General features: G+C 60.6%; 18 protein-coding genes. 10 read left to right on the top strand and 8 right to left on the bottom strand.

Annotated elements, in window-relative coordinates:
* The first annotated feature begins 58 nt into the window (after nt 1–58).
* Nucleotides 59–1,342: an arsenic transporter gene (locus tag QRN46_RS25880; protein ID WP_221615759.1), complete on the top strand. Its 1,284-nt coding sequence runs from the start codon at nt 59–61 to the stop codon at nt 1,340–1,342.
* Here the strand turns inward: QRN46_RS25880 and QRN46_RS25885 are convergent.
* Nucleotides 1,339–2,289 carry a DUF1853 family protein gene (locus QRN46_RS25885; RefSeq protein ID WP_221615760.1) on the bottom strand — a complete coding sequence of 317 codons (951 nt, stop codon included), beginning with the start codon at nt 2,287–2,289 and terminating at the stop codon, nt 1,339–1,341. The genes QRN46_RS25880 and QRN46_RS25885 overlap by 4 nt on opposite strands.
* A gap of 115 nt (nt 2,290–2,404) precedes the next feature.
* Here QRN46_RS25885 and QRN46_RS25890 point away from each other — a divergent pair, with 115 nt between their 5' ends.
* The 6 genes from QRN46_RS25890 to pepN are packed head-to-tail and all read left to right on the top strand — an operon-like array spanning nt 2,405 to nt 8,918.
* Nucleotides 2,405–3,295, top strand: coding sequence for an NAD(+) kinase (locus QRN46_RS25890; RefSeq protein ID WP_011333623.1), 891 nt, complete (start codon nt 2,405–2,407; stop codon nt 3,293–3,295).
* Nucleotides 3,292–4,266 carry a metallophosphoesterase gene (locus QRN46_RS25895; RefSeq protein ID WP_181457917.1) on the top strand — a complete coding sequence of 325 codons (975 nt, stop codon included), beginning with the start codon at nt 3,292–3,294 and terminating at the stop codon, nt 4,264–4,266. The genes QRN46_RS25890 and QRN46_RS25895 overlap by 4 nt, the downstream gene beginning before the upstream one ends.
* The gene (locus tag QRN46_RS25900) at nt 4,263–5,132 is read left to right on the top strand and encodes a rhomboid family intramembrane serine protease (RefSeq protein WP_201817409.1); all 870 of its coding nucleotides are present in this window, start codon (nt 4,263–4,265) and stop codon (nt 5,130–5,132) included. Before QRN46_RS25895 ends, QRN46_RS25900 begins: the two co-directional genes overlap by 4 nt.
* Nucleotides 5,133–5,162: 30 nt before the next feature.
* Nucleotides 5,163–5,423 (top strand): YeaC family protein, encoded by a 261-nt coding sequence (locus QRN46_RS25905; RefSeq protein ID WP_011333626.1) that lies wholly within the window; start codon nt 5,163–5,165, stop codon nt 5,421–5,423.
* Complete coding sequence (locus QRN46_RS25910) at nt 5,420–6,250, top strand: DUF2797 domain-containing protein (RefSeq protein ID WP_201817404.1); 831 nt, start codon at nt 5,420–5,422, stop codon at nt 6,248–6,250. Before QRN46_RS25905 ends, QRN46_RS25910 begins: the two co-directional genes overlap by 4 nt.
* Nucleotides 6,251–6,260: 10 nt before the next feature.
* Nucleotides 6,261–8,918 (top strand): aminopeptidase N, encoded by a 2,658-nt coding sequence (gene pepN / locus QRN46_RS25915; RefSeq protein ID WP_285358132.1) that lies wholly within the window; start codon nt 6,261–6,263, stop codon nt 8,916–8,918.
* 66 nt (nt 8,919–8,984) lie between these two features.
* Here pepN and katG read toward each other — a convergent pair whose 3' ends face one another.
* The gene (katG, locus tag QRN46_RS25920; RefSeq protein WP_285358134.1) at nt 8,985–11,252 is read right to left on the bottom strand and encodes a catalase/peroxidase HPI; all 2,268 of its coding nucleotides are present in this window, start codon (nt 11,250–11,252) and stop codon (nt 8,985–8,987) included.
* Between the two features lie 274 nt (nt 11,253–11,526).
* On the opposite strand from katG, the gene QRN46_RS25925 reads away from it, so the two are divergent.
* Nucleotides 11,527–11,904 carry a hypothetical protein gene (locus QRN46_RS25925; protein ID WP_041475214.1) on the top strand — a complete coding sequence of 126 codons (378 nt, stop codon included), beginning with the start codon at nt 11,527–11,529 and terminating at the stop codon, nt 11,902–11,904.
* Between the two features lie 96 nt (nt 11,905–12,000).
* Here the strand turns inward: QRN46_RS25925 and QRN46_RS25930 are convergent, their stop codons facing one another.
* Nucleotides 12,001–14,211, bottom strand: a complete 2,211-nt coding sequence (locus QRN46_RS25930) for an LTA synthase family protein (RefSeq protein WP_011333631.1) — start codon at nt 14,209–14,211, stop codon at nt 12,001–12,003.
* Between the two features lie 305 nt (nt 14,212–14,516).
* Nucleotides 14,517–14,852, bottom strand: a complete 336-nt coding sequence (locus tag QRN46_RS25935) for a hypothetical protein (protein WP_011333632.1) — start codon at nt 14,850–14,852, stop codon at nt 14,517–14,519.
* 253 nt (nt 14,853–15,105) lie between these two features.
* Between QRN46_RS25935 and QRN46_RS25940 the strand changes: the two genes are divergently transcribed.
* Together QRN46_RS25940 and QRN46_RS25945 are read left to right on the top strand one after the other, a co-directional pair.
* Nucleotides 15,106–16,119 carry an ABC transporter substrate-binding protein gene (locus QRN46_RS25940; protein ID WP_011333633.1) on the top strand — a complete coding sequence of 338 codons (1,014 nt, stop codon included), beginning with the start codon at nt 15,106–15,108 and terminating at the stop codon, nt 16,117–16,119.
* 158 nt (nt 16,120–16,277) lie between these two features.
* Nucleotides 16,278–16,694 carry an organic hydroperoxide resistance protein gene (locus tag QRN46_RS25945; protein WP_007956881.1) on the top strand — a complete coding sequence of 139 codons (417 nt, stop codon included), beginning with the start codon at nt 16,278–16,280 and terminating at the stop codon, nt 16,692–16,694.
* 83 nt (nt 16,695–16,777) lie between these two features.
* Here the strand turns inward: QRN46_RS25945 and QRN46_RS25950 are convergent, their stop codons facing one another.
* From QRN46_RS25950 to QRN46_RS25965, 4 genes are all read right to left on the bottom strand, one after another.
* Nucleotides 16,778–17,254: a copper chaperone PCu(A)C gene (locus tag QRN46_RS25950; RefSeq protein ID WP_011333635.1), complete on the bottom strand. Its 477-nt coding sequence runs from the start codon at nt 17,252–17,254 to the stop codon at nt 16,778–16,780.
* Nucleotides 17,254–17,859 carry an SCO family protein gene (locus QRN46_RS25955; protein ID WP_039770777.1) on the bottom strand — a complete coding sequence of 202 codons (606 nt, stop codon included), beginning with the start codon at nt 17,857–17,859 and terminating at the stop codon, nt 17,254–17,256. The genes QRN46_RS25950 and QRN46_RS25955 overlap by 1 nt, the downstream gene beginning before the upstream one ends.
* Nucleotides 17,860–18,010: 151 nt before the next feature.
* On the bottom strand, nt 18,011–19,429 hold the full coding sequence (locus tag QRN46_RS25960) for an efflux transporter outer membrane subunit (RefSeq protein ID WP_285358140.1): 1,419 nt from the start codon (nt 19,427–19,429) through the stop codon (nt 18,011–18,013).
* 62 nt (nt 19,430–19,491) lie between these two features.
* Entirely contained in the window at nt 19,492–20,286 is a 795-nt protein-coding gene (locus tag QRN46_RS25965) for a helix-turn-helix transcriptional regulator (protein WP_011333638.1), read from the bottom strand.
* Between the last annotated feature and the right edge of the window lie 318 nt (nt 20,287–20,604).

Raw genomic sequence — 20,604 nt, forward strand, 5'->3', positions numbered from 1 at the left:
TTCCACAGGTTTTTTTTGTGTGGTCTGATTCTTTCCCTTTTATTGAAGGCTGTCGCGAATGCTCGCTGCGTCACTGATTTTCCTGCTGACCATTACCCTGGTGATCTGGCAACCCAAAGGCCTCGGGGTCGGCTGGAGTGCAACGTTCGGCGCCATCGTTGCGCTGATTTTCGGCGTGGTGCACCTGAGCGACATCCCGCTGGTGTGGCAAATCATCTGGAACGCTACCGGTACGTTTGTGGCGCTGATCATCATCAGTCTGTTGCTCGACGAGGCCGGTTTTTTCGCCTGGGCCGCCCTGCACGTAGCGCGTTGGGGGCGGGGCAGCGGGCGCAAGCTGTTTGCCTTCATGGTGCTGCTCGGTGCACTGGTGTCGGCGCTGTTCGCCAATGACGGCGCGGCGCTGATCCTCACGCCTATCGTGATTTCCATGCTGCTGGCCCTGCGTTTTTCCCCGGCGGCGACCCTGGCGTTCGTCATGGGCGCGGGCTTCATTGCCGACACCGCGAGCCTGCCGCTGGTGGTGTCGAACCTGGTGAACATCGTCTCGGCCGACTTCTTTCACATCGGTTTCAATCGCTATGCGGCGGTGATGGTGCCAGTCAACTTCGTTAGCGTCGCGGCCACGCTGGGCATGTTGCTGTGGTTCTTCCGCCGTGATATTCCCAAGAGCTACGACCCGGAACAGCTTGAACACCCGGAAACCGCCATCCACGACAAAGCCACGTTCTACGCCGGTTGGGCGGTGCTGGTGATTCTGCTGATCGGCTGTTTCGCGCTGGAGCCGTTGGGCATTCCGATCAGCGCGATCTCGGCGGTGTGCGCGGCGCTGTTGCTGGCGATTGCCGCGCGCGGGCACAAGATCTCCACGCGCAAGGTGATGAAAGAGGCGCCGTGGCAGATCGTGATTTTCTCGCTGGGCATGTACCTGGTGGTCTACGGGCTACGCAATGCCGGTCTCACTGATTATCTGGCTGGGTGGCTCAATGTGTTCGCCGGTCACGGTGTGTGGGGCGCGGCGATGGGCACCGGGGTGCTGACGGCCTTGTTGTCGTCGATCATGAACAACCTGCCGACGGTGCTGGTCGGCCTGCTGTCTATCGATGCCAGCCAGGCTACGGGTGTGGTGAAGGAAGCGATGATCTACGCCAACGTGATCGGCAGTGACCTGGGCCCGAAAATCACCCCGATCGGTAGTCTGGCGACTCTGCTCTGGCTGCATGTGCTGGAGCGCAAGAACATCAAGATCGGCTGGGGGTATTACTTCAGGGTCGGGATCGTGCTGACCGTGCCGGTGTTGCTGGTGACGCTGGCCGCACTGGCTGTGCGGTTGAGCGTCTAACTCTGCCCGGGCACGTTCGGCCACAGGTCCGACACCAGAAACAGCCGCTCGGCTTCTTCCCACTCGCCCCGGGCATTTTCGGTCAGGCGCACCATCAGTTGCGCCGGTGCCAACGGTTCGAGTTCATCGAGCCAGGCCTGCAAATGCCCGTTGCTCCAGGTCTGCTCCGCCGGGTAGTGCGCCGGCGCCAGCCAGGCGTGGCGGGGCAGGGGTTGCCAGCGTCCGTCCGGGCGCTGGGCGACGAACGCCGGCCAGTCTTTCTGATGCAGCCAGCTGCCACGCAAATGCTGAGGATGGGCGCCGCTGGGCGGCACGGATTGGCCGGGCCACGGATACAGCAGATACCCACCCAGCCACAGTTGCGCACTGAACGACCCGACATCCAGCGCCGCCAGCACTTCGCGGCTTTCCGGGCGCGCGGAGATCGGCAGCTGATGTTCGCTCAAATGCGCCAGTTTGCGATCCAGTCGATCATGACAGCCCGGCCCCAGCCACGACGCCGGATCATGACCGTCGCCGTTCTGCGGGCCGAGGTAGAGCTTGATGGCCAGTTCCAGGTGGTGCACGCCGTCGCGATCGCGCAGCAGCATGTCCAGCTCGCCGAGGGTGTGGCCTTCGCGGCGGATCGGCAGGTTGGCGGCAATCAGTTCGATGCCCGGCGCGTGTTTCACCGCAAATTGCCACAACCGTTCGTAATACAGGCCCAGGCGCCGGGTACGGGCCTGGGACAGCCAGTGCAGCAGGCCGTAACTGTCGCGGTCGAGCTGGCGCAGCCAGTGTTCCAGACGCTCGGGGTCGCTGACCCAGTCGCTGCCCGCCAGCGGATGGCGCTGCGGCCACGGGGTGGCGGCGAGCATCGGCGGGGCGAGGATCACCCACGCCAGATCACGCACCTCGGGGTGGCGTAACTGGTGGGGCAACTGCAGCAAATCGGGAAATAGGATCATCTTGCGAGCATAGCCTCAAACACCGGTGCATCCTCGGGGCTGAAAGGATTTTGTCTATCCGGCGCTTTCGCCCATAATCGTGCTTTTCGCCGTCTCAGTCCCCCGCAGGAGTCCCATGGAGCAATTTCGTAATATCGGCATCATCGGTCGCCTGGGCAGCTCCCAGGTGCTGGATACCGTCCGCCGACTGAAACGCTTCCTGCTCGATCGTCACCTGCATGTGATTCTCGAAGACACCATCGCCGAAGTCCTGCCGGGCCATGGCCTGCAAACTTCGTCACGCAAGATGCTCGGCGAAGTCTGCGACATGGTCATCGTGGTCGGCGGTGACGGCAGCCTGCTCGGCGCGGCGCGGGCACTGGCCAAACACAATATTCCGGTGCTCGGGATCAACCGTGGCAGCCTCGGTTTTCTCACCGATATCCGCCCCGACGAGCTGGAAATCAAGGTCGCCGAGGTACTCGACGGCCATTATCTGGTGGAAAACCGCTTCCTGCTGCAGGCCGAAGTTCGTCGCCACGCCGAGGCCATCGGCCAGGGCGATGCGCTGAACGACGTGGTGCTGCACCCCGGCAAATCGACGCGGATGATCGAGTTCGAGCTGTACATCGACGGCCAGTTCGTCTGCAGCCAGAAGGCCGACGGCCTGATCGTCGCCACCCCGACCGGTTCCACCGCGTACGCACTGTCCGCCGGCGGCCCGATCATGCATCCCAAGCTTGACGCTATTGTGATTGTGCCGATGTACCCCCATACCTTGTCGGGCAGACCGATTGTGGTCGATGGCAACAGTGAGCTGAAAATCGTCGTGTCCAAAGATATGCAGATCTACCCGCAGGTCTCCTGCGACGGGCAGAACCACTTCACCTGCGCGCCGGGCGACACCATCACCGTCAGCAAGAAAGCGCAGAAGCTGCGGCTGATTCATCCGCTCGACCACAACTACTACGAAGTCTGCCGGACCAAGCTCGGCTGGGGCAGCAAGTTGGGTGGTGGAGGCGACTGATGCTCGATCCCGCGCGCAGTTATGACCTGATTGGTGACGTGCACGGATGCGCCCTGACCCTGGAACACCTGCTGGACCGTCTCGGTTATCACAAGCAGGGCGGAGTCTGGCGGCATCCGTCGCGCATGGCCGTGTTTGTCGGCGACATCATCGACCGTGGCCCACGGATTCGCGAAGCGCTGCATATCGTTCACGACATGGTCGAAGCCGGTCAGGCGTTGTGCATCATGGGCAACCACGAATTCAACGCGCTCGGCTGGAGTACCCCGGCGCCTCCGGGCAGCGGCAAGCAATTCGTCCGTGAACACACCCCGCGCCATGCCCGATTGCTGCACGAAACCCTGACCCAATTCGAAAACCATCCGCGCGACTGGCACGATTTCCAGCAGTGGTTCTATCAACTGCCGTTGTTCGTCGACGCCGGACGCTTCCGCGTGGTGCATGCCTGCTGGGATGCCGGCCTGATCGAGCCGTTGCGCGGGTTGTTCCCGGATGGCTGCATTGATGAACACTTCCTCCAGGCCTCGGCCGTGCCGGGCAGTTTCGCCTGCACCGTGTTCGATCGCCTGCTGCGCGGCACTGACATGCGCCTGCCGGATGGCCTGACCATGACCAGCGGCGACGGCCTGGTGCGTTCGTTCTTCCGCACCAAGTTCTGGGAAGACGACCCGCAAACCTACGGCGACATCGTGTTCCAGCCCGATGCACTGCCCGAACCGGTGGCACAAAAACCGCTGACCTCCAGCGAAAAGAATTCCCTGCTGCGCTACGGCGTCGATGAGCCATTGCTGTTCGTCGGCCACTACTGGCGCAGCGGCAAACCGGCGCCGATCCGCCCGAACCTCGCGTGCCTGGATTACAGCGCGGTGCTGTACGGCAAACTGGTGGCCTATCGTCTGGATCAGGAAACCCGCCTCGATCCGCATAAATTTGTCTGGGTCGACGTCGAGCGGCCGGAGGTGCTGCGATGAGTGCCATAGCCGTCTTGCGTGTGCCGTTGGCGGCGGACCTGAGTGGTTTCGTCAAACTGCTGCAACGCATGCAAGTGCCCCATCGCGTCAGTGAAGAGGCGGGCGAGCAGGTGTTGTGGGTGCCGTCGGAAATCAGCGATGACGTACGCTCGCTGTACGAGCGTTTCCCGGCGGGTGACCCGGATCAGCAGCTGGAAATTCCGGCGGCGCCGACGTTCAAGCGCCCGAGCTTCGCCGAGCAACTGAAACATGCCAAAGCCACCGGATTCATTCTGCTGCTGAGCCTGATCGTCGGCGGGTTGACCTTCCTTGGCGATAACCTCGACACCCTGCGTTGGCTGACCTTCCTCGATTTCCGCGTGGTCGGCGACTACATCCACTTCACACCACTGGCCGACAGCCTGGCAGCGGGGCAGTGGTGGCGCCTGTTTACGCCGATGCTGATCCACTTCGGCATCCTGCACCTGGCCATGAACGGCATGTGGTACTGGGAACTGGGGCGGCGCATCGAGTCGCGCCAGGGCAGCGTCAACCTGATCGGCCTGACGCTGCTGTTCGGCCTGGTTTCCAACTATGCGCAGTTCGCCTGGAGCGGCCCGAGCCTGTTCGGCGGCCTGTCCGGCGTACTTTACGGGCTGCTCGGTCACTGCTGGATCTTCCAGCTGCTGGCGCCGAACCCGGCCTATCGCCTGCCGCGCGGCGTGCTGGCGATGATGCTGGTGTGGTTGCTGGTGTGCATGTCGGGGCTGGTCTCGATGATCGGTTTCGGCGAAATCGCCAACGCCGCCCACGTCGGCGGGTTACTCATCGGATGCTTCACCGGTTTGTTGGGCGGTTTGTACAACCGCCGTAAACTGGCCGCCTGAATTTTTTGAATAAAGAGCACGGAGACCCTGATGTCCTCTTTTAACGATTTGATCAAGAACATCACCCCCGACATCTACCAGAGCCTGAAACTGGCCGTAGAGATCGGCAAATGGTCGGACGGTGGCAAGCTCACCGCCGAACAGCGTGAACTGTCGTTGCAGGCGATGATCGCTTGGGAAATGCAGAACCTGCCCGAAGAAGAGCGCACCGGTTACATGGGCCCGCAGGAATGTGCGTCGAAGTCGATCGAAGTGCCGAACATCCTGTTCAAGTCGGACGCCCTCCATTGATCGAGATCGGCCGCGGTGCAATCAGCAAAATGTCGGCGCGCCTGGACGGGCCGAACGTGCAGTACGCGTTTCGTCTGGATGACGTCGAGGTGCCGGCCAACCCGTTGATCGGCAGCACGGTGCGTCTGGAATACCTGGGGGCGATCCACTGCACCCATTGCGGGCGCAAGACCAAGACCAGTTTCAGTCAGGGTTACTGCTATCCGTGCATGACCAAACTCGCCCAGTGCGACATTTGCATCATGAGCCCGGAGCGCTGCCACTTCGAGGCCGGCACCTGCCGTGAGCCGGAGTGGGGCGAGAAGTTCTGCATGACCGACCACGTCGTCTACCTGGCCAATTCGTCGGGGATCAAGGTCGGCATCACCCGCGCCACCCAGTTGCCGACCCGCTGGCTCGATCAGGGCGCCAGTCAGGCGCTGCCGATCATGCGCGTTTCGACGCGGCAGCAGTCGGGCTTCGTCGAAGACCTGTTCCGCAGCCAGGTGGCGGACAAGACCAACTGGCGCGCCTTGCTCAAGGGCGATGCGGCGGCGGTGGATCTGGCGCAGGTGCGTGATCAGTTGTTCGAAAGCTGCGCCGAAGGCCTGCAAGGCTTGCAGGAGCGTTTCGGGCTCCAGGCCATTCAGACCATCGCCGATGTCGAGCCGCTGGAAATCCGTTACCCGGTCGAGCAGTACCCGGCCAAGATCGTCAGTTTCAACCTGGACAAGAACCCGATTGCCGAAGGCACGCTGCTGGGGATCAAGGGCCAGTACCTGATCTTCGACACCGGCGTGATCAACATTCGCAAGTACACGGCCTATCAGCTCGCCGTGCATCAATAAGGACTTCAGCATGCGCACCGAACAACCGAAGATGATTTACCTGAAGGACTATCAGGCGCCCGAGTACCTGATCGATGAAACACACCTGACCTTCGAGTTGTTCGAGGACCACAGTCTGGTCCACGCGCAACTGGTGATGCGCCGCAACCCGGCCCGTGGCCCGGGCCTGCCGCCGCTGGTGCTCGATGGCCAGCAGCTGGAATTGCTCTCGGTGACCCTGGCAGACCAGGAACTGAGCGCGAGCGATTACCAACTGACTGAAAACCACCTGACCCTGCAACCGGCCAGCGAAACCTTCACGGTCGACACCAGCGTCAGGATCCACCCGGAAACCAACACCGCACTGGAAGGCCTGTACAAGTCCGGCACGATGTTCTGCACCCAGTGCGAGGCTGAAGGCTTCCGCAAGATCACCTATTACCTCGACCGCCCGGACGTGATGAGCAAGTTCACCACCACCGTGGTCGCCGAGCAGCACAGCTATCCGGTGTTGCTGTCCAACGGCAACCCGATCGCCAGCGGCCCTGGCGAAGATGGCCGGCACTGGGCGACCTGGGAAGACCCGTTCATGAAACCGGCGTACCTGTTCGCGCTGGTGGCCGGGGACTTGTGGTGCGTTGAAGACAGCTTCACCACCATGACCAACCGCAACGTGGCGCTGCGCATCTATGTCGAGCCGGAAAACATCGACAAGTGTCAGCACGCCATGAACAGCCTGAAGAAGTCGATGCGCTGGGACGAAGAGGTCTACGGTCGCGAGTACGATCTGGACATCTTCATGATCGTCGCCGTGAACGACTTCAACATGGGGGCGATGGAAAACAAGGGCCTCAACATCTTCAACTCCAGCGCCGTGCTGGCCCGCGCCGAAACCGCTACCGACGCCGCGCACCAGCGCGTTGAAGCGATCGTCGCTCACGAATACTTCCACAACTGGTCGGGCAACCGCGTGACCTGCCGCGACTGGTTCCAGCTGTCGCTGAAAGAAGGCTTCACCGTCTTCCGTGACGCTGGTTTCTCGTCCGACATGAACTCGGCCACGGTCAAGCGCATTCAGGACGTGGCGTACCTGCGTACCCACCAGTTCGCCGAAGATGCAGGTCCCATGGCCCACGCCGTGCGCCCGGACAGCTTTATCGAGATTTCCAACTTCTACACCCTGACCGTGTACGAAAAGGGCTCGGAAGTGGTCGGCATGATCCACACCCTCCTGGGCGCCGAAGGCTTCCGCAAGGGCAGCGATCTGTACTTCGAACGCCACGACGGCCAGGCCGTGACCTGCGATGACTTTATCAAGGCCATGGAAGATGCCAACGGCGTCGACCTGACCCAGTTCAAGCGCTGGTACAGCCAGGCCGGCACACCACGTCTGGCGGTGAGCGAGTCTTACGATGCCGCCGCGAAAACCTACAGCCTGACCTTCCGCCAGAGCTGCCCGGAAACCCCGGACAAGGTTGAAAAGCTGCCGTTCGTGATTCCGGTCGAACTGGGCCTGCTCGACAGCCAGGGCAACGAGATCGCCCTGCGTCTGGCCGGCGAAGCCTCGGCTCAAGGCACCTCCCGGGTGATTTCGGTGACCGAAGCCGAGCAGACCTTCACCTTCGTCGACATCGCCGAACAACCGCTGCCGTCCTTGCTGCGTGGCTTCTCGGCGCCGGTGAAACTGAGCTTCCCGTATAACCGCGATCAGTTGATGTTCCTGATGCAACACGACACCGACGGTTTCAACCGCTGGGATGCCGGTCAGCAACTGTCGGTGCAGGTGCTGCAAGAGTTGATCGGCCAGCAGCAGAAGGGCGAAAGCCTGCTGCTCGACCCACGTCTGGTTTCCGCGCTGCGCACCGTGCTGTCGGACGAAACGCTGGATCAGGCGATGGTCGCGGAAATGCTCTCGCTGCCAAGCGAAGCGTACCTGACCGAAATCAGTGAAATCGCCGACGTGGACTCGATCCACACCGCCCGCGAATTCGCCCGTCAGCAACTGGCGGACAACCTGTTCGAACCACTGTGGCTGCGTTATCAAGCCAACCGCGACCTGTCGAAGCAAACCCCGTACGTGGCCGAGGCCGAGCACTTCGCCCGTCGCGCGTTGCAGAACATCGCGCTGTCGTACCTGATGCTCAGCGGCAAGCCGGAAGTCCTGGCGGCAACCCTGGAACAGTTCGACAGCTGCGACAACATGACCGAGCGCCTGACCGCGCTGGCGGTGCTGGTCAACTCGCCGTTCGACGAGCAGAAAGCCAAAGCCCTGGCCAGTTTCGCCGAGCACTTCAAGGACAATCCGCTGGTCATGGATCAGTGGTTCAGCGTGCAGGCCGGCAGCACCTTGCCGGGCGGTCTGGAGCGCGTGAAGGCACTTATTCAGCACCCGGCGTTCAACATCAAGAACCCGAACAAGGTGCGTGCACTGGTCGGTGCCTTCGCCGGACAGAACCTGATCAACTTCCACGCGGCGGATGGCTCGGGCTATCGCTTCCTCGCGGATCTGGTGATCGAACTGAACGGCTTCAACCCGCAGATCGCCTCTCGCCAATTGGCGCCGCTGACGCGCTGGCGCAAGTACGACAGCGCTCGTCAGGCGCTGATGAAGGCGGAGCTGGAGCGGATTCTGGCTTCGGGGCAGCTGTCCAGCGATGTGTATGAAGTTGTCAGCAAAAGCCTTGCCTGAAGTCTTTTCGGGACAATAAAAAACGCCGCTCAATGAGCGGCGTTTTTGTGGGTCGATGAAAAGCCCTTATTGGCGCAGATCAAACCGATCCAGATCCATCACCTTCGCCCAGGCTGCAACGAAGTCCGTGACGAACTGTTCCTTCGCATCGGAACTGGCGTATACCTCGGCCAGTGCCCGCAGCACCGAGTTGGAACCGAACACCAGATCGACCCGGGTCGCCGTCCATTTCACGCTGCCGGTTTTACGGTCGCGGCCTTCGAACTCGGTTTTGGACGTCGGTTTCCATTCCACGCCCATGTCCAGCAGGTTGCGGAAGAAATCGTTGGTCAAGGTGCCGGGTTTGTCGGTGAACACTCCGTGTTTCGTCTTGCCGACGTTGGTGTCCAGCACGCGTAGGCCGCCGATCAACACGGTCATTTCCGGCGCCGAAAGCGTCAGCAATTGCGCCTTGTCGATCAGCAATGCCTCGGCCGGCACGCGGTAGGTGTTGGCGGCGTAGTTGCGGAAGCCGTCGGTGTGCGGTTCAAGGAAACCGAACGACTCGACGTCGGTTTGCTCCTGAGTCGCATCGGTGCGCCCCGGATTGAACGGCACGGTCACCGTGTGCCCGGCGTTTTTCGCCGCTTGTTCGACACCGGCATTACCCGCCAGCACGATCAGGTCCGCCAGCGAGACTTGCTTGCCTGCCGCCCCGGCGTTGAACTCGTTCTGAATGCCTTCGAGGACTTTCAGCACCTTGTCCAGTTGCTCCGGCTGGTTGGCCTGCCAGAACTTTTGCGGTGCCAGACGCAGACGACCGCCATTGGCGCCGCCGCGTTTGTCCGAACCCCGGAAGGTCGATGCGGCCGCCCAGGCAGTGGAAACCAGTTCCGAAACGGACAGCCCCGACGCCAGTATTTTGCCTTTCAGCGCCCTGATATCGCTGTCGTCCACCAGTGGATGGTTGGCCTCGGGAATCGGGTCTTGCCACAGCAGTTCTTCCTGGGGCAATTCCGGGCCGAGATAACGTGACAGCGGGCCCATGTCACGGTGAATCAGCTTGTACCAGGCCCGGGCGAAGGCGTCGGCCAGTTGATCGGGATTGGCCAGGAAGCGCCGCGAAATCTTCTCGTAGGCCGGGTCGAAACGCAGGGCCAGGTCGGAGGTGAGCATGGTCGGGTCGATGCGTTTGTTCGGGTCGTGGGCGTGCGGAATGGTACCGGCCCCGGCGCCGTTTTTCGGCTTCCACTGATGGGCGCCGGCGGGGCTCTTGGTCAATTCCCACTCGAAGCCGAACAGGTTTTCCAGATAGTTGTTGCTCCACTTGGTCGGGGTGGTGGTCCAGGTCACTTCCAGGCCGCTGGTGATGGTATCGGCGCCCTTGCCGGTGCCGAAGCTGTTTTTCCAGCCCAGGCCTTGTTCTTCGAGGCCGGCGGCTTCCGGTTCCGGGCCGACATTATCGGCGGGGCCTGCGCCGTGAGTCTTGCCGAAGGCGTGACCACCGGCGATCAGGGCGACGGTTTCCTCGTCGTTCATGGCCATGCGGCCGAAGGTTTCGCGGATGTCCTTGGCCGAAGCCACCGGGTCGGGATTGCCTTCCGGACCTTCCGGGTTCACGTAGATCAGGCCCATCTGCACCGCGGCGAGCGGGTTCTCGAGGTTGCGTTCGCCCTGGTTGGTGCGGCTCTCTTCATTGCCGTGCTCGGCTGGTTCGGCCACCAGCGTGCCTTCGCCCGGCGGCTGCATGGATTCCGGATCCTTGCCGTAACGGTTGTCGCCGCCCAGCCATTTGTTTTCCGAACCCCAGTACACATCTTCATCCGGTTCCCACACATCCGCGCGGCCACCGGAGAAACCGAAGGTCTTGAAGCCCATGGATTCCAGCGCGACGTTGCCGGTGAGCACGATCAGGTCGGCCCAGGAAATGTTGCGGCCGTATTTCTGTTTGATCGGCCACAGCAGGCGGCGGGCCTTGTCGAGGCTGACGTTGTCCGGCCAGCTGTTGAGCGGGGCGAAACGTTGCTGGCCGGAACCGGCACCGCCACGACCGTCAGCGGTGCGATAGGTGCCGGCGCTGTGCCAGGCCATGCGGATGAAGAGCGGGCCGTAGTGGCCGAAGTCCGCTGGCCACCACTCCTGAGAGTCGGTCATCAGTGCCGTCAGATCGCGTTTGAGGGCCTGGAAATCCAGGCTTTTGAAAGCCTTGGCGTAGTCGAAGTCCTTGCCCAGCGGATCGGATGCGGGCGAGTGCTGACTCAGGATTTTCAGGTTCAGTTGATTCGGCCACCAATCGCGGTTCGTCGTGCCACCGCCGGCGGCGTGATTGAACGGGCATTTCGATTCATTTGCCATGTTCGGGTCCTTATCAGGTCTTCTGCGGCCGGCTCGTGCCGACTTCGGAGTAGTAAGGCTAGACCCGACTCGGCGAGTCAGCTAATAGGCGAAGTATTGGTATCTGATAGAGCTGCTCTCTCACAAACAACGATGAGTAATGATGATCGTGGTGCTTACTTCGAATAGTGATAAAAAACTGTCGTAAATGACAGTTGGGGCGTGCAGTCGTCAAGTGTAGGTTTGAGTTGTGAAAGATATAAAAGCCCCTCCATCCTTAAAGAAGGAAGTTTGTATGAGCCAAAATGTAAATAGACCCAGCAAAGGTACTTTCGAGGCCTCTCTCAATGGCGAGAAGTTTCTTACCAGCACCTTGGTTAAATTTCACGAGACAAACAATGGGGACATCATTCAAGGTTATGACAATAAAAATAGTTTCATAGTTTTTTTTATTGGTCTATTAGTGGGTGGGCCGCATGAAGTGATGTATGACCCGAACTCACCGGTCGCATGGACCGTCCAAATCGACAATGAAATTTATGCTATCGATTCCGGGCATGTGATCGTAACTATTGACCAAGATCACGAAAGCGTAAAGGGTACAGTCTATCTCGTTTTGCAGGATGATAAAGGGACGGTGGCCGGGGATTTTGATATCACTAACCTGGTTTAACCCAATAAGAAGCCGATTCAGGCAGACAATGCGGCGGCCGGTGCGCTTTACCATCCAGGAGCAGCCTTCGGGCCGCTCCTGCATTGTCCACGGCGATCAACTGGATTGCGCCGTCTCGTCAGCCGGCGTTTCATCCAGCATATCTTCCTGCCCCGGCAGTTCGGTGATCACGCTGAAGTCACTGACTTCCACCGCGCCCAGCCCATATCCCAACAAGTGAAACGAAAACGCCTTGCGTGGTTGCGGGTTGTCGAAGCTGAAATCCATCTCCAGCGGCTGATCCGCTGTGGCGACCATCTCGGTCGGCAGGCCCAGTTGCACGTCCTGTTCGAACTCCTTGGCTTTGAGCTGAATGTACGCCGCCTGCTGCGGATCGACCGAGCGCACGGTCAGGCGCACGCGGGTGTGGGAGCCCTTGGGCATTTCCAGGTATTGCGCGCCGATCAGGTTGTCGGCCCAGTCGTCCTTGATCTGCGCTTGCAGCGGGATGACGTTGGCGCTGCCGAACTGATAGCGCTGGTTGAGCGGGGTGCGCAGCAGCGACAGGTCCAGGGCCGAGGCGCGGGCGGCGATGTCCCGGGCATTCTGGCCGCTGGCGTTGCCCTTGAACGTGGCGCTTTCGGCGATGAATCCTTCACTGGCGTAATTGCGGCAACGACGCGGCATGTCGCATTCGGTCAGCAGGCCGCGACCGTCGTGATAACGCAGCTTGCCGTTGGTGAACGACATGATTTCGCGGCCCGAATCGTAATCGCGAAACAGTGAGCGACCGCTGAGGGCGGAAGGCACCGGAAAGTCGAAGTAATCCAGAATCGACGCACTCAGGTCGACGTGACCGTAGACCCCGGCGTTCAGGCGCGGCAGTTGCGCCTGTTCCGGCGCGAGGGTCAGGTTGAAGCCCCAGGACGACGCGAGACGGACGCCGTCGATGCCGTGGGACTCGTCCGAGGTGATGACCACCAGCGTGTCTTTCAGCACGCCCTGGCGTTCGAGGCCACTGAGAAACTGTTCCAGTGCATCGTCCAGATAACCGACGGCGGCTTGCTTGGGTGTGTCGTAGCGTTGCAGGTATTCCTCCGGCGCGGAGTAGGGCTGGTGGGTGCCGACGGTCAGCAGCGTGAGCATCCACGGTTGTTTCTGCTTTTTCAGGTCGCCGACGTATTTCAGCGCGCCTTCGAAGAACGCCTTGTCATCCTTGCCCCACGGGAATTCCAGGTAGTTGGCGTTGGTGAACCACTCCAGGCCATGGGTCGCGTCGAACCCGATGTGCGGCATGATCTTGTCTTTGGCCATGAACCGCAGCCCTGCGCCTTGCAGGTAGTGAGTGGCAAAACCGTGCTGACGCAACTGAGCCGGCAGACAGGCTTGATTGCGCTCGTGCTGGGTCAGCATTTCCACGCCTTTGGGCGTGCCGTTGTCGAGTTTGTCGTAATCGCCGCAGAGCATGGCGTACAGACCGCGAATGGTCTGGTGGGTGTGCAGCACGTAATCCGGGGTGTTCATGCCGCGCTCGGCCCAGCGGCTGAGGTTGGGCATCAGGTCTTCCTGATAATGGCTGCCGATGGCCTGGCGATTGGCGCCGATGTAGGCGCCGGGAATGCCTTCGAGCGCGACGATCAGCACATTGCGCGCTTGGCCCTTGGCCGCCAGCAGCGGATGACCGTTCAGATCGACATCGGTGAGGCCGGCCATCGGTGGGGGAGCAACCTGAGTGTCGCCGTCCAGCCATTCTTCGGCCTGCATCTGCACGTCGGCGACCTGCGCGGCGAGCAGTTGGTGCGGCAGGTTGTACAGACGCCATGGGTCGGCATCGCTCGGGTTCAGGTGCTGCGCGCCCCAGTACGCGCAGAACAGCAGCACCGGCGTCGCCCAGGCTGTGCGGGGCAGAGCGGGGGCGGTTCTTCCGCGTCGAGTCCAATGACTCAGCAACCAAAAGGCCAGAGCCACCAGCAGCGTAACCGCCACACCGGGATGGGCGAATCCGCCGCCGGTGGAGTTTTCCACGAACTGCGGGTCGATCAGGTAATGCAGATCCGCCACGGTCGGCAGGCGACCGACTGCGCTGACCAGTTCAGCGGTCGCCACCGCCAGCAATCCCCAGAACAGCAGCACCGGCAGCGCCAGCCACCAGGGACGGCGATGCAACAAAACCAACAGCAGACTGCCGATGGCCAGATCCGAAAGGTAGCCGAACAGGCTCGACCAGCCGAGCGCCGCGCGAAGGCACACCGGCACGATCAGTACCAGGAAAACCAGAGAAAGAAGGCGGGCATCCAGGCGCCGCAGCCGTTGAAAAAGAGCGCTCACAAAAAAGACCTTCCAGCCATTAAACCGTCATAAAAGTGTGGGCGATGATACCAAGGGTAGGAAGGCTGATCGTGTTTTTAAACGCAGTAACGAGCCCATTGCGCGTGGAGCACGCGAGCGAGAAATGCGTGAGGCCTTTGACCGACTTGACTAAAGAGGTCCAACCGAAGGAAAACTGCCTGACATAATTATTGTTACTGAGTGTTTGGCCGGAGCAACATCTTCGCTCCTTCTCGCAGCGGTTGCAGCCCAAAGGGATGAAGCGCCAAGTAGCTGTAGCGGCTCAGCTACTCTTATCGCAGTTATTACGAGATGACCTTGATTAATCCGAAGACCATGCCGATCCCCGTAGCGATCAATATGCAATCCAGGTTCTTGTTATATGCATCTTCCAGATACGAGCGAGGGATGATTGTGTCCAGAATTCGCGTTGTTTGAGACTTGCGCTCCATTCGCAGTGAGTCGGGATTAAGGAGATCTACTGTGAGTCCGTTTGTCGCAAGTTTAGTTGTGACTCTCGCCCCTTGAGCGGAGATCGCCCTCAAGGAAATCGTCATGTCTACAGGGTTTAAACCTTCGATTTCGAAGTCCTTAAAGGTGGCGGTGTTTGGGCCTAGATTCTGCCGAGAGAGGTGACTCATTTTAAGATTCCTGTGAAATTGCGGTCGGAAATAACCTCTCAGCAGATTAGTGAGCAAATGTCGTTGCTGAACCTGTCAAACTTGTCAGTTTTTTAGATCAAATCATTCTTTGAGGCGATTTTATAATTCCCGGCGCCGATTCAAGACCGGCTTCAAGGTGATATCAATATGCGATAACGGTATTTAAATTTCGTTTTTTATAGCGATAGAGTCCCGCCTCACAGATTTCCCTGTAAATCACTGCGAGGTTGTCATGACCCTACCGTTCAAACGTTCTGCACTGACGCTGCTGGCGGCCTCGCTGGCTGGCGCACTGCTCGGCAACACTGCGCAAGCCGAAGGCAAGATCAGCATCGCCCAGCAATTCGGCATCGGTTATCTGATTCTGGATGTGGTGCGCGATCAGCAATTGATCGAGAAACACGGCAAGGCTCAGGGTCTGGACATCAAGGTCGACTGGAACAGCATTTCCGGCGCCACCGCGATGAACGAAGCATTGCTCACCGGATCGCTGGACGTGGTCTCGGCGGGCGTGCCGCCGATGCTCACCGTATGGGATCGCACCAAGGGCAAGCAGAACGTCAAGGCCATCGCTTCGCTGGGTTCGATGCCCAACTACCTGCTGACCAATAACCCGAACGTGAAAACCCTCAAGGACTTCAGCGACAAGGATCGCATCGCCGTGCCGGCGGCGGGCGTGGGCTTCCAGTCACGCACGCTGCAGATCGAAACGGCCAAGGAATTCGGCAATGACCACTACAAGAAATTCGACGACATCTCCGTCAGCCTGCCGCACCCGGATGCCACGGCTGCACTGATCGCCGGCGGCTCGGAAATCAACGCGCATTTCTCCAGCCCGCCGTTCCAGTATCAGGCGTTGCAGAATCCCAACGTGCACAAAGTGCTGAGTTCCTACGACGTGCTCGGCGGCCAGGCCACGTTCAACGTGCTCTACACCACGGAAAAATTCCACGACGAAAACCCGAAAACCTACAAGGCTTTCTATGACGCCTTGGCCGAGGCCGAGAAGATCATCAAGGCCGACAAACCTGCGGCGGCTCAGGCCTACATTCGGGTTGAACAGTCAAAGCTGCCGCTGGCGCTGGTGGAGAAAATCGTCACCGACCCGGAAATCGATTTCACCGTGGTGCCGCAACGCACCTTTATCTATGCAGAGAAATTGCAGGAGCTGGGCGTGCTGAAGAACAAGGCGGACAGCTGGAAGGATTATTTCTTTGAAGAGGCGCATGGCGGTGCGGGAAGTTGAGCAGTCGTGATTGCTGAACCATCCGCCCATCCTCTTGCCGGGTGAGCGGTAAACCCGCGTCTATAGTGAGAGGGCTGTGTGAAACCGGTGGCGCACCTCAAGGCTGCGACGGGAGGCGCCGAGTGAACAATCTGCTGTTTTTCATTCAGGAGATCGCCATGAGTCAGATCGAAAAAGTCCTCTACACCGCGAAAACCCACACCACCGGCGGACGTGACGGCGCATCGCGCAGTTCCGACGGGATCCTCGATGTAAAACTGTCGTCGCCCGGTTCCAGTGGCGGCGGGACCAATCCGGAGCAACTGTTCGCCGCAGGCTGGTCGGCGTGTTTCATCGGCGCGATGAAAGCGGTGGCGGGGCAGCAGAAAATCAGCCTGCCGGCGGACCTGGCGGTGGATGCCGAAGTGGACCTGGGCACTAATTCGGGAGGGTATCTGCTGCAGGCTCGACTGAATGTAAGCCTGCCGGGCATGGAGCGCGGCGCGGCGCAGCAGCTGGTGGATGCGGCGCATCAGGTGTGCCCGTACTCCAAGGCCACGCGCAACAATATCGAGGTCGAATTGAAACTGGTCTGACATTCAGATGCAAAAGGGGCGGCATGATCATCGATCATGCCGCCCCTTTTGTTTTTTGAAGCCGTGTATCTGTCAGTCAGCGATCAATGCATCTTGCTGTGATCGTGGCCTTCCATGGTCAGCGCCTTGACCGGCGCTTTCACTTCCACGGTTTCCTTTTCGCCCTTGGCGTTTTCGATAGTCAGGGTCAGCGGCACGCTGTCGCCTTCCTTCAACTGAGCGCTCAGGCCCATCAGCATCACATGGTAGCCATTCGGATCGAAGTTGATGGCTTTGCCCGCCGGCAGGTCGACCGATTTCACCGGGCCCATGCTCATCACGTCGTTCTTCATGGTCATCTCATGAATCTGCACGTCCTTGGCCGCCGGCGAAGCAACGCTGAGCAGCTTGCTGTCGCTGTCGGCGGTGACGGTCATGAATGCGCCGCTGGCCGACTGGTTCGGCACGGTCGCACGCACCCAGGCGTCGTCGACTTTGGTCTGCGCCGATACCTGGAAAGCCAGGCCCAGCAGGGACAGGCCCAGTGCGGCGCGTTTGATGTGGTTCAGAAAAGGGTTCATCAGCAGACCTCCATGACGGTAAGCAAATCTTCCGTGCACTCTTGTGCAGAAAGCGATTGAGACAGGCCCACACGCAATGTGCCCCGGGTGTCGTAGACATAACTGGTGGCGGTGTGGGAAAGGGTATAGGTGTCGCCGGCCGGGACTTTTTCGTAGAACACGTCGAATTCCTTGGCGGTGGCCTTGGTTTCTTCGAGGGTGCCGTACAGGGCGACGAAGCTTGGATCGAAGGTCTTGACGTAGGCGTCGAGGATTTCCGGGGTGTCGCGTTCCGGGTCGAGGGTGATGAACACCACTTGCAGGATGTCACCGTCCTTGCCCATCAGCTTCTTGATTTTCGCGGCGCGGGCCAGCGTCGTCGGGCAGATCGCCGGGCACTGGGTGAAGCCGAAGAAGATCATCGGCATCAGGCCGCGAAAGCTCGACAGCGTCACGGTGTTGCCTTCGGTGTCCTTGAGCTTGAAGGTGCGTCCGAGGATCTTGTCGCTCAGATCCTTGCCGTACTTGTACGACAGTTCGCCGCGGGTGTCGCAGCCGGCGAGCAGGCCGAGACCGAGTACGCCCATTCCCGCAAGCACCTTGCGGCGAGTCAACAAAGCCGTCATTTCATACCGCCCTTTGGAGCCCGCCGGTCGGCAGGACAGGCGGGCGGGTTAACCGTAAAAGCGGCGCATGATACCAAAATGATCCGGCAGGTCGGTTTTTGATCACCCGTCAATGTCGGATCGGGCGACAAAAGGTGTAAGAAAAAATGACTCAAGGTGTTGGCGGAAGTGGCTCGACCGGGCTCCAGCCGCCGCCCAGCGCAGTGTACAGATTCACTTGTGCCACCAGTTGCGCCAACCGGTCGGTAATCAGCCCTTGCTGAAAACTGAACAACGAACGCTGGGCATCGAGGAACGTCAGGCTGCTGTCGACGCCGCTGCGATAGCGGTGTTGTGCCATGTCGTAATAATCCTGGGTCGCCTGCACCAGATCGCGCTGGGCCTGGAGCTGTTGTTCGTAGGTCTGGCGCGCTGCGAGGCCGTCGGACACTTCCTGAAATGCCGTCTGAATGGTCTTTTCGTACTCGGCGACGGTGATGTCTTTTTGCAGCTTCGCGTAATCCAGGCTGGCGCGCAGACTGCCGGCGTTGAAAATCGGCAAGTTGATCTGCGGCTGGAACGTCCAGGTCCCGGAGCCGCCCTTGAACAGCCTGGACAGATCGCGGCTGGATGTCCCGGCATTGGCGGTCAGGCTGACACTCGGGAAAAACGCCGCCCGCGCCGCGCCGATGTTGGCATTGGCGGCGCGCAGCTTGTATTCGGCCTGGAGAATGTCCGGTCGGCGTTGCAGCAGATCCGAGGGCAATCCGGCCGGCACGGTTGCCACAAGATCACTGTCCAGCGGACGCGCCGGCAGGTGCTCGGGCACCGGCGCGCCCACCAGCAGCGTCAGGCTGTTCAAGTCCTGGGCGACCTGGCGCTGATAACGGGCCAGGTTCGCGCGGGTGCTGTCGACACTGGTCTGCGCCTGAATCTGATCCAGCGCCGAGGACTTGCCGGCCTCGCGGTTGCGGGTGGTCAGGTGCAGGCTGCGCTCGTCGGCGGCCAGCGTCTCCTGAGCCAGTGCCAGCAACTCCTGATCGGCACGCCAGGTCAGGTAGGCATTGGCGACATTGGCCACCAGACTCAATTGCGCACTGCGCCGCGCCTCTTCGGTGGACAGCCAGGTCAGCAGCGCCTGCTCGCTGAGACTGCGCACCCGGCCGAAGAAGTCCAGTTCATAGGCGCTGATGCCCAGATTCACCGAGTAGGTCGAGGTGATCGCCGCCTTGGTGCGGGTCACGCTGGACGGCACCCGCTGGCGCAGTTCGTTGGCGTTGGCCGACACCGCCGGCAGCAGATCGGCGCGCTGGATCCGGTACTGCGCCTGAAACGCCTCGACATTCAGCGCAGCGACCCGCAGGTCACGGTTGTTGACCAGCGCGCTTTCAATCAATTGCTGCAACGCCGGGTCATTGAACAGCGCGCGCCAGTCTTCGACCCGGGGCGTGACAGGGGATTGCGCGGCATACGCCGGACCTTGCGGATACTGCGCCGCGCTCGGCGATGCCGGTCGCTGGTAATCGGGAATCAACGAGCAACCGCCCAGCAGCAGCGCGGCGGTCAGCAGGGAAATCGGCAACCTGGGCATCAAACAGCCTCGTTCACGAATGAGAGCGGACGCCGGGCGCCCGTGATGAGAAAAACGCCGGATCAGGCTCCGGCCATCCATTTCGCCAGACCGTGACGGCCGCTGACCCCAAGCTTGGCGGCCGCGCGCTTGAGGTAGGTCTCGATCGAGCTGTTCTTGACCCGCAACCGTTCGGCCATCTGCGGCACGGTGCCGCCGGTCAGCAGGCCCAGGCAGACCTCTTTCTCACGCACTGACAAGGTGATGTCGCCCAACGCCAGGCGTTCGTCGAACACCTGTTGCAGCGGCGTCTGTGGTTGATCGGCTTGTGGCGCGCGGGGTTGGCGGGCGATGGCTTGTCGACTGATGTGCGCGTGGCGCTCGATCAAGGGCAGCAGGGTGTCGGACAGGCGCTTGAGGAACGACAGCTCCGGCAGAGAGAACACCCGATGCGTGTGGGGACGGTAGAACGAGATAACGCAACGGCGGTTGGACGTGCGGGACACCAGATTGCATTGGTGGACACTGTGGTGCGGATGCCGATGCTGGAGCGAGGCTTTCAGTTGAATCAGTAGCGAGTCGTTCATCTCGATCATCTGTTGCAGCAGCGGATGGTCGTCCGGGTGCTGCAGCGGATCCGGGGGCGGGAAGGTGTCCGGCAACCCCGCGCTGCCCAACGCCTTGATCTCGACCACGCTGGACTCCCGTTCATCCAGGGTCCACTCACTGAGATGGACGCGATTGACCGGCACAAGGTTGTCGACCAGCTGGAACATGTTCGTGGCAAAACGCTCGTTGCCGGTGCTGGCGATCAACTCCCCCAACTGCCAATAAAAGTGCGGATTTTCCATGTTGCGAAGACTGCCGGTCAGATTCATATCCTTGTCATCCCTGATTTAGAGCCATTGCCGAATCGTCTGCCGTGCATGCACCCGTGAAACGCCCACCCAGCCTTTTCTCCTTGAAATCGTCTGGAGCGGGATTTAAGCCTATGCATTTGTCCTACGTCTGTAGGGGAAAACAGGGACACAAAGTGCCACCCTTTCCGAAAAAATGGCGTCACGTTTCTGTCAGATCAATGTGTCAGATCACGTAGGTCGTGACTGTACGGTCTAGTGCGAACCCCGTAATCCGGGGCTCGCGCCGACACGTCCTGCAATGACGGGGCACTAGTCGGTAGCAGCGTGTGGCGATTG

The organism is Pseudomonas sp. lyk4-R2A-10 (genome assembly GCF_030209075.1).
GTDB classification, from domain to species: Bacteria; Pseudomonadota; Gammaproteobacteria; order Pseudomonadales; family Pseudomonadaceae; genus Aquipseudomonas; species Aquipseudomonas glycinae.